The sequence below is a fragment of the bacterium genome, from assembly GCA_023382385.1.
Lineage (GTDB): Bacteria > Electryoneota > RPQS01 > RPQS01 > RPQS01 > JABWCQ01.
In genome coordinates, this window is the sequence record JAHDVH010000004.1 from 92013 (window position 1) to 105043 (window position 13031).

General features: G+C 55.6%; 12 protein-coding genes. 7 read left to right on the forward strand and 5 right to left on the reverse strand.

Annotated features, from left to right (window positions below; all coding sequences use genetic code 11):
* Window positions 1-61 precede the first annotated feature (61 nt).
* The 4 genes from KJZ99_10435 to KJZ99_10450 all read left to right on the forward strand — a co-directional run bounded on the left by KJZ99_10435 (window position 62) and on the right by KJZ99_10450 (window position 3905).
* Complete coding sequence (locus KJZ99_10435) at window positions 62-688, forward strand: thioredoxin family protein (GenBank protein ID MCL4306323.1); 627 nt, start codon at window positions 62-64, stop codon at window positions 686-688.
* 6 nt (window positions 689-694) lie between these two features.
* On the forward strand, window positions 695-1480 hold the full coding sequence (locus KJZ99_10440; protein MCL4306324.1) for a T9SS type A sorting domain-containing protein: 786 nt from the start codon (window positions 695-697) through the stop codon (window positions 1478-1480).
* A gap of 103 nt (window positions 1481-1583) precedes the next feature.
* Window positions 1584-2765: a T9SS type A sorting domain-containing protein gene (locus tag KJZ99_10445; GenBank protein MCL4306325.1), complete on the forward strand. Its 1182-nt coding sequence runs from the start codon at window positions 1584-1586 to the stop codon at window positions 2763-2765.
* A 75-nt stretch (window positions 2766-2840) separates the two neighbouring features.
* Complete coding sequence (locus KJZ99_10450) at window positions 2841-3905, forward strand: T9SS type A sorting domain-containing protein (protein MCL4306326.1); 1065 nt, start codon at window positions 2841-2843, stop codon at window positions 3903-3905.
* Between the two features lie 120 nt (window positions 3906-4025).
* Here the strand turns inward: KJZ99_10450 and KJZ99_10455 are convergent, their stop codons facing one another.
* Window positions 4026-5471 carry an aldehyde dehydrogenase family protein gene (locus KJZ99_10455; protein ID MCL4306327.1) on the reverse strand — a complete coding sequence of 482 codons (1446 nt, stop codon included), beginning with the start codon at window positions 5469-5471 and terminating at the stop codon, window positions 4026-4028.
* A 185-nt stretch (window positions 5472-5656) separates the two neighbouring features.
* Between KJZ99_10455 and KJZ99_10460 the strand changes: the two genes are divergently transcribed.
* Together KJZ99_10460 and KJZ99_10465 are read left to right on the forward strand one after the other, a co-directional pair.
* Window positions 5657-6829: a DUF819 family protein gene (locus KJZ99_10460; protein ID MCL4306328.1), complete on the forward strand. Its 1173-nt coding sequence runs from the start codon at window positions 5657-5659 to the stop codon at window positions 6827-6829.
* The gene (locus tag KJZ99_10465; GenBank protein ID MCL4306329.1) at window positions 6826-8796 is read left to right on the forward strand and encodes a cation:proton antiporter; all 1971 of its coding nucleotides are present in this window, start codon (window positions 6826-6828) and stop codon (window positions 8794-8796) included. The genes KJZ99_10460 and KJZ99_10465 overlap by 4 nt, the downstream gene beginning before the upstream one ends.
* Here KJZ99_10465 and KJZ99_10470 read toward each other — a convergent pair.
* Complete coding sequence (locus tag KJZ99_10470) at window positions 8759-9073, reverse strand: PGPGW domain-containing protein (GenBank protein ID MCL4306330.1); 315 nt, start codon at window positions 9071-9073, stop codon at window positions 8759-8761. The two genes, KJZ99_10465 and KJZ99_10470, sit on opposite strands and share 38 nt — an antisense overlap.
* A gap of 11 nt (window positions 9074-9084) precedes the next feature.
* On the opposite strand from KJZ99_10470, the gene rsgA reads away from it, so the two are divergent.
* Window positions 9085-9996, forward strand: coding sequence for a ribosome small subunit-dependent GTPase A (gene rsgA / locus KJZ99_10475; GenBank protein ID MCL4306331.1), 912 nt, complete (start codon window positions 9085-9087; stop codon window positions 9994-9996).
* 60 nt (window positions 9997-10056) lie between these two features.
* On the opposite strand, the gene KJZ99_10480 is transcribed toward rsgA, so the two are convergent.
* Genes KJZ99_10480 through KJZ99_10490 form a run of 3 tightly spaced genes read right to left on the reverse strand, consistent with a single transcriptional unit; the run spans window position 10057 to window position 13000 of the window.
* Window positions 10057-11457 carry a pyridoxal-phosphate dependent enzyme gene (locus KJZ99_10480; GenBank protein MCL4306332.1) on the reverse strand — a complete coding sequence of 467 codons (1401 nt, stop codon included), beginning with the start codon at window positions 11455-11457 and terminating at the stop codon, window positions 10057-10059.
* A gap of 26 nt (window positions 11458-11483) precedes the next feature.
* Window positions 11484-12323, reverse strand: a complete 840-nt coding sequence (locus KJZ99_10485) for a hypothetical protein (protein ID MCL4306333.1) — start codon at window positions 12321-12323, stop codon at window positions 11484-11486.
* Window positions 12320-13000 (reverse strand): glycerophosphodiester phosphodiesterase, encoded by a 681-nt coding sequence (locus tag KJZ99_10490; GenBank protein MCL4306334.1) that lies wholly within the window; start codon window positions 12998-13000, stop codon window positions 12320-12322. The genes KJZ99_10485 and KJZ99_10490 overlap by 4 nt, the downstream gene beginning before the upstream one ends.
* Window positions 13001-13031 lie beyond the last annotated feature (31 nt).

Genomic DNA, 13031 nt, shown 5'->3' on the forward strand with positions numbered 1-13031 from the left:
CGCAATTCACCGCACGCATTCTCACTAAAAAGCATCGACACATAGAAGGAAGAAGCAACGCATGACGCTACGTAAAGGTCTCTTTATTTCGACAGCACTTCTGCTCTGCGGCTTGGCCGGAGCCTTATTTTATCCAAAGCAAATCTCCGCGGCTGCTCTGGAGATCGGGGCCAGCGCACCCGGATTTGAACTGAAGGATGTGAGCGGCCAAATGGTTTCGTTGTCCGGCGGAGCCGGCGAAAAGGGGACGCTGATCGTCTTCACCTGTAATCACTGCCCGTTTGCCATTGCCTATGAAGACCGATTGATCGCCTTGGCCAATGAGTTTCAAGCACAGGGTATCAACTTCATCGCCATCAGCCCGAATGATCCGAAGATCAAGCCCGAGGATGGCTACGAAGCGATGCAAAAGCGCGCCAAAGACAAGGGCCTGCCGTATCCGTATCTGATTAATGAAGACGGAGCGATTGCCAAGGCCTACGGCGCGGCACGCACGCCCGAAGCCTTCCTGCTGGACAACAACTTGAAGGTCGTCTATGCCGGTCGGATTGACGACAATACGGAAGTTAAAGAAGTTAAGACGCATGATTTGCGGAACGCGCTGACTAAACTTCTCGAAGGCAAAGCCAGCGAGATTGATCCCAAGAAGACCGCTGCGTTCGGCTGCACGATCAAGTTCAGGAAGTAATCAACTATGCGGGTCCGCCTCGCAACTTGGTTATGCGCGTTCGGAGTGCTGCTGAGTCTGCACAGTCTTCTGCATGCCTCACCATGGGTAGTGGGTTACTCAGGCGCGCCGGGTACTCAATCCTGCGCATCTTCCTGTCACGGTGGAGGAAGCGGCACGGTAGTTCTGCAGGGATTTCCCGAGAGCTACTTTCCTGATTCGACATACCTGATTCAATTGACGAGCAGCGGCCAAAGCATCAAGAATTTCAACGCCTCCTGCCGCGTGGGAACAGGTTCGCTGATGGCCGGTATACTGATGGGCAGCGGCAACACAGTGACCTATTCAGTTCCGGCGGAATTGAACGGTGTGCATCTTTCAGTTCTTGACCAAGCGACGGCACAGTTCTTCTGGATTGCACCTCCGGAGGGCAGTGGAGAAGTCCGGTTGTATGTCGCTGCGCATCAAGGCAATGAGGACGGCCCCAATACAAGTTTGGTGCTCGTTGCGACGGAGAACGAATCCTCTTCCGCCGGAGAGTGGATGCCGAGTGCCTTCGAGTTATCGCCTCCGTATCCCAATCCGTTCAACAGCAATACGCAGTTGACGCTAACGTTGACACGCGAGAGCAACACGGTAGTTCGGATATTCGACGTGACGGGACGGGAAGTCAGCACGCTGCTTTCCGAGCGACTGGGCGCGGGACAACACCGCCTTGAATGGAATGCGGCTCACGCAACCGCGGGACTTTATTTCATGACTGTTGAAAGCGGCGATTTCCGGCAGACGCAAAAGCTGGTCTATCTTCCATAGCAGACTACGTCCCGCAGCCAGAAGAGCCTTACTCAAATTTGACCTTTCGAACAATCAATCATAATTAAACTCCGGTGAGACCCGCCGGGAAAGGGGAGACAACATGAAGCGGATTCTACTCTTGCTTCTGCTGGCTTGCGTGCATGCAAGCTATGCTACCATTCACATCGTCAACGTCAATGCCTTGTCATTTTCTCCGGCGAATCTTACGATTCAGCAGGGAGACACCGTGCGCTGGATCAAACCTGCGGGCGGATTTCACAACGTCGTGGAGGTTTCTACTCCGCCGGTCTTCAACAGCGGCGAACCGACCAGCAACGCGTTTACGTACAACTTTGCCTTCAACGCGCCGCTTTCCGGCACATACAACTACGAGTGTATTGTGCATGCCTTCTCGGGCATGACGGGCACTGTGACGGTTCAAGGCGGAGGCAATCCTCCGGACGCCCCGACGTATTTGGGTCCGATGAATGGCGCAACGGGTCAGCCGACCAACGGAACGCTGTCGTGGAATCCCTCCGCCGGCGCTGAACATTACATTGTTCGGCTGGGAACCAGCAATCCGCCGCCCGTCGTGAACAACAATTTCACCGGCACGACTTACAATTACTCCGGCTTGAGCGACGGAACGATGTATTGGTGGCAGATTACGGCAGTCAATCAATTCGGCCCTGCCGATGGCAATATCTGGTCCTTCACTACTGCCGTGCCGATTCCGCTGCCCGGTCAGGCGACCAATCCGGATCCTGCGGACGGCTCAACGAACGTGCAGATCACAACGACGTTGGTGTGGGACGCTGCGAGTAACGCGGTGAGCTATGAGATTTTTCTCGGCACGGCAGAGCCGTTGGTCTCCATCGGAACTACCAATCTGACCTCGATTCAGCCTCCGAGCGATCTGTCGCATGAGACGACGTATCTTTGGCGTGTGAATTCGATTAATGAAACGGGAACCACGGCCGGTTTGCTGTGGAGTTTCACGACGGAAGCGGCTTCCGCGGCGGATGACGCCGTACTTCCCAAGTCGTTCAAAGTCGGCGCGGCCTACCCGAATCCGTTCAACAACAATGTGCGAATCAACCTGTCGGTGGCTCAAGAGAGCCAGCTGCAGGCGCGCATCTTTGACATCTCCGGACGTGAGGTCACGACGCTGGCAAACGGCAGGATGAATGCGGGCGAGCACCGTCTTGAGTGGAACGCCGCAGGTCAGTCTGCGGGCCTCTACTTCCTGCATGTGACAGGCGCAGGCATCACGCAAACACAAAAACTCATCTATCTGCCTTAGTTCGCTGTCGTCCCCCCACTCTAAGCAACGGGAGTGGGGGGACTCTTCCTTCGATTCTCCCGAGGTACTGCTTCAATGATCCGCTCCGCCTTGCTTGCGCTTTGTCTGTTCGTTTACGCAGTTTCGTCAGTTGCTAATCCATCAAATCGTGGCTACTCCGGCGCTCCCGGGTCGCTGGGACGCTGTGCATCGTCGTGTCACGGATTGGGAGTCGGCACGGTGCAAGTCAGCGGCTTTCCCACAGACTATGTTCCGGACTCAACATATCTGATTACGATCGCCGCGTTGTCAGGACAGTCGATCAAGAACTTCAACGGGTCGGTGCGAGTCGGAACCGGATCCGTCACGGCGGGCGTCATTACGGCAGGTCAGGGCACTCAAACGTACAGCGTCGCACAGGAGCAGAATGGCGTTCACCTGTCGCAATTGGACCGGCAAAGTGCAACGTTCAACTGGCGTGCGCCTGCTGCAGGCACGGGTGTGGTGAGGATGTATGTGGCGGCGCATCAGGGCAACCGCGATCAGGGACCGAACACGAATATCACGCTCGTGGCAAACGAGCTTGTGCAACTCAATCCCCCCAACCAAGCAAGCAATCCTGCCCCTGCGAATGGAGCAGAAAACGTGAGTTTGCCAGTGACTCTCAGCTGGAGCGCGGCGACGGGTGCAACGTTCTACGAGTTGTTCTTGGGTGAACCAGAGTCTCTGATGTCACTGGGGACGACGACTACCACGACATTCACGCCACCTGACGTCATGGCAGGCATGACCTATTGGTGGCGGGTGGATGCCATCAACGAAGCGGGAACAAACACCGGAGAGGTGTGGAGCTTTACGACTGAAGCTCAGTCCTCCGTGCATGAAGATGTTGTGCCCCGAGAGTTCGTGATGGGGGCCGCATATCCGAATCCGTTCAACCCCGTCGTTCAAGTTGATTTGAGTATTCCCTTCACTACTGAACTGACCGCACGGATCTACGACCGCACGGGACGGCTTGCTGCAACGCTCGTCGATCGCGCGAGTGTTTCAGGAGCAGTGCGATTGGGGTGGAATGCAAGCGGTCATGCCGCGGGACTCTACTTCCTGAAGTGTGAATGCAATGGCTTCACGCAAACGCAGAAATTAGTCTATCTTCCGTAGCATCGGTCTGCGTTTTTTCGTCGAAGTCGCCGGAGATTGATGATGAAAAGGACTCGCCAACGCGAGTCCTTTGTGTTTACATGGGGTGATTTCGGGAACCGAAATCAGCGTGGACAAGCACTATGTGAGATTCAGCGACTTGATGACGAGCATCTTCTCAACCTGCATATCGCGGATGGAATAGGGGATGCCGCCGACTCCGAATCCCGAGTGCTTCAGCCCGGCAAACGGCATCCAATCCACCCGGAAAGCGGTGTGTTCATTAACCATGATTGCCGAACCGTTCAGACGCGAATAGGCTCGCATCGCTGTGTCGATGCTGCGTGTGTACACTGCCGCTTGAAACGAGAAGGGGGTGTTGTTCGCACGCGCAATGGCATCGTCGAGTTGCTTGTAGGGATAAACACAGATTACCGGGCCGAAGATTTCCTGAGTGGAAACTTTGGATTGCTCCGGCGCGTTCCACAGCACCGTACAGGGATAGCAGGTTTCAGATAACGGCTCGGCTCCACTAAGCGGCACGGCGCCTTCAGCCACCGCCTCGCGCACCCACATGTTCACGCGGGTGACCTCCTGCGGGCGAATCAGCGGGCCGATTTCGGTGTCATTCAGAGTCGGGTCACCGACTTTCTGCTTCTTGGCGACTTCGGCAAGTGCTTCCGCAAACTCAAAGGCTATGGACTCATGGACATAGATGCGCTGTGCAGAAACGCAGACCTGCCCGGCGTGATAGAAGCCTGCTTTGGCAATCGGGGCGACGGCGGCACGCCAATCGGCATCCTCCGCAACGATCACAGGCGCAATTCCGCCATGCTCAAGAGCACAGCGTGCGCCGGGTGCAAGTTTGGAGCGCAACATCCATCCCACCTTCGCGCTGCCGATGAAAGTGAGAAAGGCTACACGCGGATCGGTGGCAAGTTTCTCTGCGACGGTTAAGTCATTCGTAATGCACGCCTGACACCACTCCTCCGGCAAACCCGCTTCGCGCAGCATCTGGACAAAGCGAAAACAGGAAAGTGGAGTGTCGTCGGCGGGCTTTACTATCACCGGGCATCCCGCGGCGACGGCTGGGCCGACCTGATGTGCGATGAGGTTCAGCGGATGGTTGAATGCGCTAATCGCAACGACCACGCCAATCGGTTCGCGGCGGGTGACGGCGAGCTTTCCCTGAGATGCCGGGTTCAGGTTCATCGGAATCTCACGACCTGCGTCTGTGCGCATGGTCTCGATGCAGACACGAATACTGTCGGCGGCGCGAGCGACTTCAACACGTGAATCTATCAGTGGTTTGCCACCCTCCCGCGCTGCTTCGAGTGCCAACTCCTCAGACCGTGCGAGGATAATCCTTTGCAGCTTCTCGAGAATTTCCAAACGTTTTGGCAGCGGAAGCCAGGCGTCGTGATCACTGAACAGATTATGAGCGGTGTTCAGGGCCATCTCAATCGCCTCCGCTCCGGCATTCTCCACAGATGCAATTGGCTTACGGTCGAAGGGAGCCACAACATCGGTGCGCCCTGCGGGCTTGGCTCCCGGAATCATCAATGGAAAGTGGTCCATGTGCCTCATTTGCAGTTTGTTTGTCTTTAAAATAGGAAATTCCACATGAAAGGGCAACTCTTCGCAAGCCAAAAACCGCCTCAGCTTCGAAGCAATTTGCAGGATTTGGAGTTTCAGGGCTTTGCAGTCTAATACGACTTGCATGAAGACTCTAAAAGCCTAAATTGAAAGGGTAAGATCATCCTGAGGCCTGCATGACCGAACCACTGCTTTCCAGTCCCGCCTCGGTGCTCGCCGTCCTGGCCATCACCGCTGCGACCTTTTTCTGGCTTGAGCGCAAGACGCGCTGGAAGCTCTTCGAGTTTGTCCCTCCGCTATTATTCATCTATCTGTTGCCAGTCGCCTTTTCCAACGGCGGCATAATCCCTGCCAAATCGCCTGTCTATACTCAGCTTTCGGATCTTGCGCTCCCGATGTTCCTCACGTTATTGCTCCTTAACGTCGATGTCGCTGCCACCTTCAAAGTCATGGGCAAAGGGGTGTTCGTGATGCTTGCCGGAACGCTGGGAGTGGTGCTTGGTGCTCCGATCGGCTATGCGCTGGTAGCGGGTCAGCTTGGGCCGGAAGCATGGAAAGGTTTCGGCACGCTGGCTGGAAGCTGGATAGGCGGGACGGGGAACATGGCGGGAGTTGCAGAAGGTCTGGGCACAAGCGGCACCGACTTCGGCCTTGCGGTGATTGCCGACAACGGGATCTACCTGATCTGGTTGCCGATTCTGTTAGCTTCGAAAAACATCGCCGACCGCTTTCACAAGTTTACCGGAGTCTCTGACGACCGCGTGCATCAGATGAAGGCGGCTGCCGAAGCGTTACAGGTCAAGAAAGAACCGCTCGCAATGCGCCACTTGGTCTATCTGCTCGCGATTGGTTTTGCGGTGACTGCACTATCCGAAATGATTGCGGCAGTCCTGCCGCCGATGGAGCCAGTGGTCTCAGAAAAGACCTATCGTATTCTGCTCGTCACAACTTTTGGGTTGATACTATCCGCCACTCCTGCGCGCCGCATTCCCGGTTCACAGGAACTTGCGATGGCGCTCATCTACCTCTTTGTCGCAAACATGGGCGCGAAGGCGAGCCTCGAGGGACTTGCCGGCCAGGCGCCGTGGTTTCTATTAGGCGCAGGCGTGTGGATTCTCATTCACGGTGCATTTCTGCTATTGGCGGCACGGCTCTTCAAAGTGGACGTGCATACTGCGGCTATCGCCTCGGCGGCCAACATTGGCGGCGCTGCATCTGCTCCTGTGGTGGCGGCCTGTCACGATGAGCGATTGGTGCCGGTTTCGATTCTGATGGCAATGATCGGTTACGCAATCGGTAACTACGGAGGATTCGCGGCTGCCTACTTGTGCAGCCTGTTCGCACCATGAGTCACGAGATTCCGATGTTCTATGATCTCGCGATCATACTGGCCTGCTCCCTTCCGGTGCTGTTTCTTTCGCGCCGGATCGGGCTTCCGCCAATTGCGGGGTTTGTCCTCACCGGGATTCTGATCGGCCCTTCGGGGCTGGGATTTATCAAGAGCATGGATCACGTCGAATCTTCCGCGGAAGTCGGTGTGATCCTGCTGCTCTTTATCGTGGGTTTGGAGCTCTCGCTCTCCGGGCTGAAAAGCATGTCACACCGGGTCCTGTTCACCGCGATTGCACAGGTCATCGTCACAACCGGAGTCATTACCGCGCTGATGATGTCTTTGGGATTTTCCTTTTCCACGTCGCTCATCGCAGGCTTCATTGTCACGGGATCTTCTTCGGCAGTTGTGCTTAAGCCTCTCGCGGACAAGGGCGAGCTTGCCACGACTATGGGTCAAATGGTCGTGGCGATTTGCGTCGTGACCGACCTGGCCGCAGTTCCCATGATGATGACATTGGGAATTCTTGGAAGCGGCGACTTCTCAATGTACTTTGTGTCGATACGCGTTGCGCTTCTGGTGATCTGGTTATTGGCTCTCTACTTGCTTGGGAGATGGGTCATTCCAGCGCTGATGCGCTGGCTGGTTAAGATACAGGCCCCCGAAGCAATTCTGCTGTTTGCGATTTTGGTTCTGCTGGTGATCGGCGCCCTGAGTTCTCTCGCTGGACTATCGCTCGCGCTCGGCGCCTTCGCTGCAGGAATAATTCTCTCTGAGAACGAGTTCACCGCTCACATCTACTCGCAGGTTCAATCGTTCGGTGTGCTGTTTTCCTCGCTCTTCTTCGTGTCCATCGGCATGCTCATGGACTTGTCGTTCGTTGCGATGAACTTTGACAAAGTAGTCCTTGTCTGTGCAGCCGTTGTGGTAATCAAGACTGTCGTCGTCGTGCTGATCTCTCCGGGATTGGGCATGACGCTTCGGGAACGTGTGCAAGGCGGTATCTATCTGGCTCAAATCAGTGAATTCTCTTTCGTATTGCTCTCCGCAGCTCTCGCCAGTGCCCTTATCACAAACTTTGAGTTCCAGTATTTCATTGCAGCCTCCAGCGTGACGCTGGCATTGACGCCGTTAATCATGCAAGTCGCGCCGCATGTGGCGTATCGTGCCGGAAGACGACTGGGAAGTGAAGTACCGCAGAATATCGTAGAACTTCCCGAGCAGTCTCGTCCCAAGCCCGCGGTTCTGATAGTCGGGTTTGGACTGAACGGACATAATGTTGCGCGAGTCCTGCGTGAGGCTGGAATTTACTACGAGATTCTTGAATTCAACCCGAAGACAGTGCAGCAGGCCCGTGACGAAGGTGAGATTATTCACTACGGTGATGTCACGCACACCGGTTTTCTGGAGTATCTGACCGTCGGAGAATTTGACAGCGTGGTACTCGCAATCTCGGACCCTGCGGCCACGAGACGCGCTGTCACAACAATTCATCGACTGAATCCGAACGCACATCTGATCGTGCGCACAAAATACGTTGCAGAAGTCGAAGAACTGGAGCGGCTGGGCGCGACACTTGTCGTTCCCGAGGAGTTTGAAACCTCGCTGCGCATCTTTGTCGAGTTGCTCACCCATTATCATATCCCGCCTCATATCGTTGCGGCGCAGGTGGAAGCGGTGCGCAGTCAAAGTTACGGAGCGTTGCGCGGGACAGCAATTGGTGGCGACCGGCTTTCTCAGCTCCTCATGCAGCGGCTTGTCGAGGCCGTCCCGATTGCCGAAAACAGCAAAGCGCGCGCAAAGACTTTGCACGCGCTGGGATTCTCGAACGAGAGCCGCTGTCAGGTTATCGCGCTATTGCGGGGCGGCTGCTCATATGCAGGTGACTTTCTGAATACGCCGCTCGAAGTAAATGACTTGGTCGTCCTTTATGGCGACCATGCCGCGCTTAATCTGGGCGTTGCGGCTCTGGTCCCGCCGAGGTAGACTTCTCTTCTCGCTTTCTGAAGAAGATTGCGCCGAGCTTTTCGCCACCTTCCTTGAAGCGCCGCAGGTATCTTCTGGCCCAGGCATACTCGGTCGCTAAAATCGCCAAGCCAATGGGGATGACAATAAAGGCCGGACCGGGCAACACGATCAGCAGAACACCGACTCCCAATACTGTGAAACCAATGAGAGTCCGCACCAACCTGAGCGCGGTCGCGAACGCTGAGTTGCGTGCTTGCCGTTCTCGTTCCGTGCTGATCTGCTTGTGTGATTTCATGAAGGCATATTGTGCTGATTCCACCACCTGAAAGCAACGCGCGAGTCGCTAGTGTCGCGCGCCGTACGTGCCTCCTTCGGCTGTTCTCGGGAGAAGAAGTCGAGGCTGTGTTGCGCGGGAAACTCTTCGAAGACGGTGACGGTATCACCGCCGGCGATCACGTCGTCGCATCGCAAGAGAGCGGCAAGTGGACGGTTGATGAGGTTTTGCCGCGTGCGAACGCGTACCTGCGGAAGGGATTGCGAAAAGAGAAGCAGGTGATGTTTGCCAACGCCGATCGCGTGCTGATTGTAGTCTCGCTGGCTCGCCCGCAAACCAAAATCGCCGCAATTGACCGCTTCGTCGTCGCCGCAATGTTCGGGAAGGTGCCGCCGTTGCTGGTGGTCACCAAGACCGACCTCGATACAAACCATGAGCACCTGCACGAAGTGAGGGAACTTTACGCGCCGTTTGAAATCCCGATCCTCGCCGTCAGTAACGTCACCGGAGAAGGCATTGACGGCGTGAGGCAAATCGTGAGTCAAGGTGTGTCTGCGATCATCGGAAACTCCGGCGTCGGCAAGAGTTCGCTTACGAATTCGCTCGTCCCCGGGATTGAGTTGCGGGTGCGCGATGTCAGCGCGTGGTCAGGCAAAGGCACGCACACGACTTCTGCAGCGTTGCTCGTTCCGTACGGAGAAAGCGCCGCGCTGATTGATACCCCGGGAATGAAGAGCTTCGTCCCCTACGGTCTGACTCGTCAAAACCTCGTGTCACTATTCCCCGATATTGAAAAGCTTGCGTCCAACTGTCGGTTCCGAAATTGCAAGCACATTTCCGAACCGGACTGCGCGGTGGCCGAGGCACTCGACGACGGACAATTGCCAAAATCACGATTCAGAAGTTTTCAAAGAATGCTGAGCGAGGTGGAGGAGGACTACTGAGTTCCACGCGACAAACGAAAACGTTTCTGACTGAAAGGACGGCTATCGCCGTCCTTTGCTTTATGCTTTCGCGGGGTTGCGATGCAGTAGAAAGTCTATCAAGTCAATCTTCGTGATGATATCCCTCGGCACGTCGTCCCTTACAACCATCACAGCGTTGCGCGCGAGTCGGGTGAATATCTCACTCACAGCTTCCAGAGATTCCTCTTCCGTCACCGTCGGGAAGTCGCTCTGAATGATCGGTTCAATGCTCGACTGCGCCGACCCGACTCCGGCCAGCAGGAAATTCAGGAGGTCTGCTTCTTGTATCAACCCTTTCACGCGGCCTTCTTCCACCACCGGCAGCTGTGAAATGCCGTTCGCCTTCATTTTGCCAATCACGTCGCCGACTTTGTCGCCGCACTGCACGGATATCAGCGTAAACGGCAGACGAGCCTGCAGAAGATCGTGCACTGTTCCGAACTGCGATGAACTCTCAAACCCGTTGTAGCGCATCCACTCGTCGCTGAACATTTTGGAAAGATAGCGCGAGCCGCTGTCTGGCAGAATCGTGACAATCACTGATCCGGGAGGAGCCTTGCGCGCGACCTCAAGCGCGCCATAAATCGCGCCGCCGGAGGAACCTCCTGCCATAATGCCTTCTTCACGGCAGAGTTTGCGCGCTGTCGTAAAACACATCGCATCGTCGACCTGAATCATGTCATCGACAAGCGAGAGATCCATATTGCCCGTGATCATGTCCTCGCCCATGCCTTCAACTTTATACACGAACGGCTCGCTCATCTTGCCCGTCTTCCACATGCTGTAGAAGATTGATCCCATAGGATCAATGGCGATGCACTTGACCTTCGGATTCTTCTCCTTCAAGTACTTCGCAATGCCCGCAAATGTTCCGAATGTGCCCACGCACGCAACGAGGTGAGTAATCTGCCCTTCCGTCTGTTCCCAGATCTCCTTGCCCGTCAGATGATAGTGCGCTTCGGTATTTACGGGATTGTGATACTGGTTCACGTAGTAGCTGCCCGGCGTTTCCTTGTGAATGCGCTTCGCGGTTTCGTAGTAGCTCTGCGGAGAGTCTGCGGGCACGTTGGTCGGTGTCACGACCACTTTCGCGCCGTAAGCTTTCATTCCGTCGGCTTTTTCCTGTGACATCTTATCCGGCATCGTAAAGATGCAGCGATAACCTTTCACAGCGGCTACCATCGCAACGCCTTGTCCGGTGTTGCCGCTCGTATTTTCGACGATCAACCCGCCGGGTTTCAATTCGCCGTCGCGTGCAGCTTTCTCAATCATGTAAATCGCGATGCGGTCCTTGACCGAGCCGGAGGGATTCATATGTTCGCACTTAACCCAGATCTCCGACTCGAGACCTTTGCCGATCTTGTTCAGCCTGACGAGCGGCGTATTCCCGATCGCTTCGGTGATGTCGCCTAAACGGTTGTGTGGTTTCGAAGGTTGCATGGGTATCTACAGTTGAAAATAAGAACTCATACGTAAGATGCAAGATGCGTGACAGCTTCCGGATGGCACTCCAAAAACAAATACGGCTCAACAAGTTCGAGTTCCATCAGGATGAACCGCCCGTCGCGTAGCACTCCGTCCACGCGCGCATAGAGCGGAACGTCTTCAAACGGAATTGCGGAGAGAACTTTCAGCGCCTGACAGATCACATCTGCATCAACCTGTGTCGTCTCCTGCTGCCCTCCGTAACGCGGCTGCACGCGAAAATCGCCAGAAGCAGGCGTCTTTAACACTGCATGCGAAAATGTGCCGCGAAAGAATATCAAGGAATATTCTCCCGGAGTAAGGATCTCCGGAACGAACTCCTGCAGTAGCAGGTCCTTGTGTCGCGCAACATCCTTCAGTTTGTCCGTAACTTCGGGGATGTTGTCGGTCGACACGCAAAAGGTATCATAGGCTCCCGCCGAAACCGCTGGTTTGATGACCGACGGCTCGGACACATGGCGACGGAGCATCTCCTCGCAGAACGTGCCGCGCGGTATCCACGTCGTTTTCGGGATCACTACTCCCCGTTCCTGAAGCTCGAGCAGATAACGCTTGTCCATGTTCCACCGCAGTATTGCAGGCGGATTGTACAGGCGAATGCCCGCGCTCTCAACGCGCTCAATCCACTTCAGAAATTCCGGCAAACGCCAGCTATAGTCCCATGTCGTGCGAACGACAATCTGCTCGCACTCGCGCCACGATTCACACGGATCGTCCCATATGATGATCCGGCAGGCGCCGCGTCGTGTCAATTCTTCAAAGAAGAGATGTTCGCCGCCGGAGAGTTCGGGATGAATACTCGCCGTGGCCAGACCTATCATTGAACCGCAACCAACCGCGCAGGCTCGTCGGTTATCACGCCCGAGACTCCCAACTCTATCACACGCTTGAACTCTTCAGGATCGTTCACTGTCCACGTGAACAACGGCACGTTGTGGATCTGAAAGAAACCTGCCAATTCCGGCGTAATCAGTTCATGCCAAAAGGCGATGCCGCGCGCACCGCATTGCTGCACCAATTCGAGCGCGTCAACTAATTCAATTCGCTGCGCGACGATCCAGATTGCAGGTACGTCCGGCGCCAATGCGCGATAGGTCGCGACGACTTCCGGCAGGAAACTCGAAAACAGAAAGGTATCCTTGGGCAGCGTCCCCCGAGCGATCGCGATAACCGTTTCCTCGTGACCGCCGACTTTCACTTCGATGTTCACAAACCCCCGGCCCGCCAGTTCGCGCAGCACTTCGTCGAGCGTATGAACATGCGCACCAAGACCGTGCATCACCTCGCGTATTTCCGAGAACGTCAAGTCAATTAATCGCTCGCCGGTTACAAAGTTGTCGTCATGATAAACAACCGGCACGCCGTCACGCGTAATCTGCACGTCCAGTTCGACACCGTCTGCGCCTTCATCTATGGCGATGTGAAAGGAATCAATCGTGTTTTCTCGCGCGTTCTTCGGCGAACCGCGATGGCCGAGAATGATCGGTCGGCCGCTCACAACTTGTCGAAAGCGATCAACCACGGGAAAA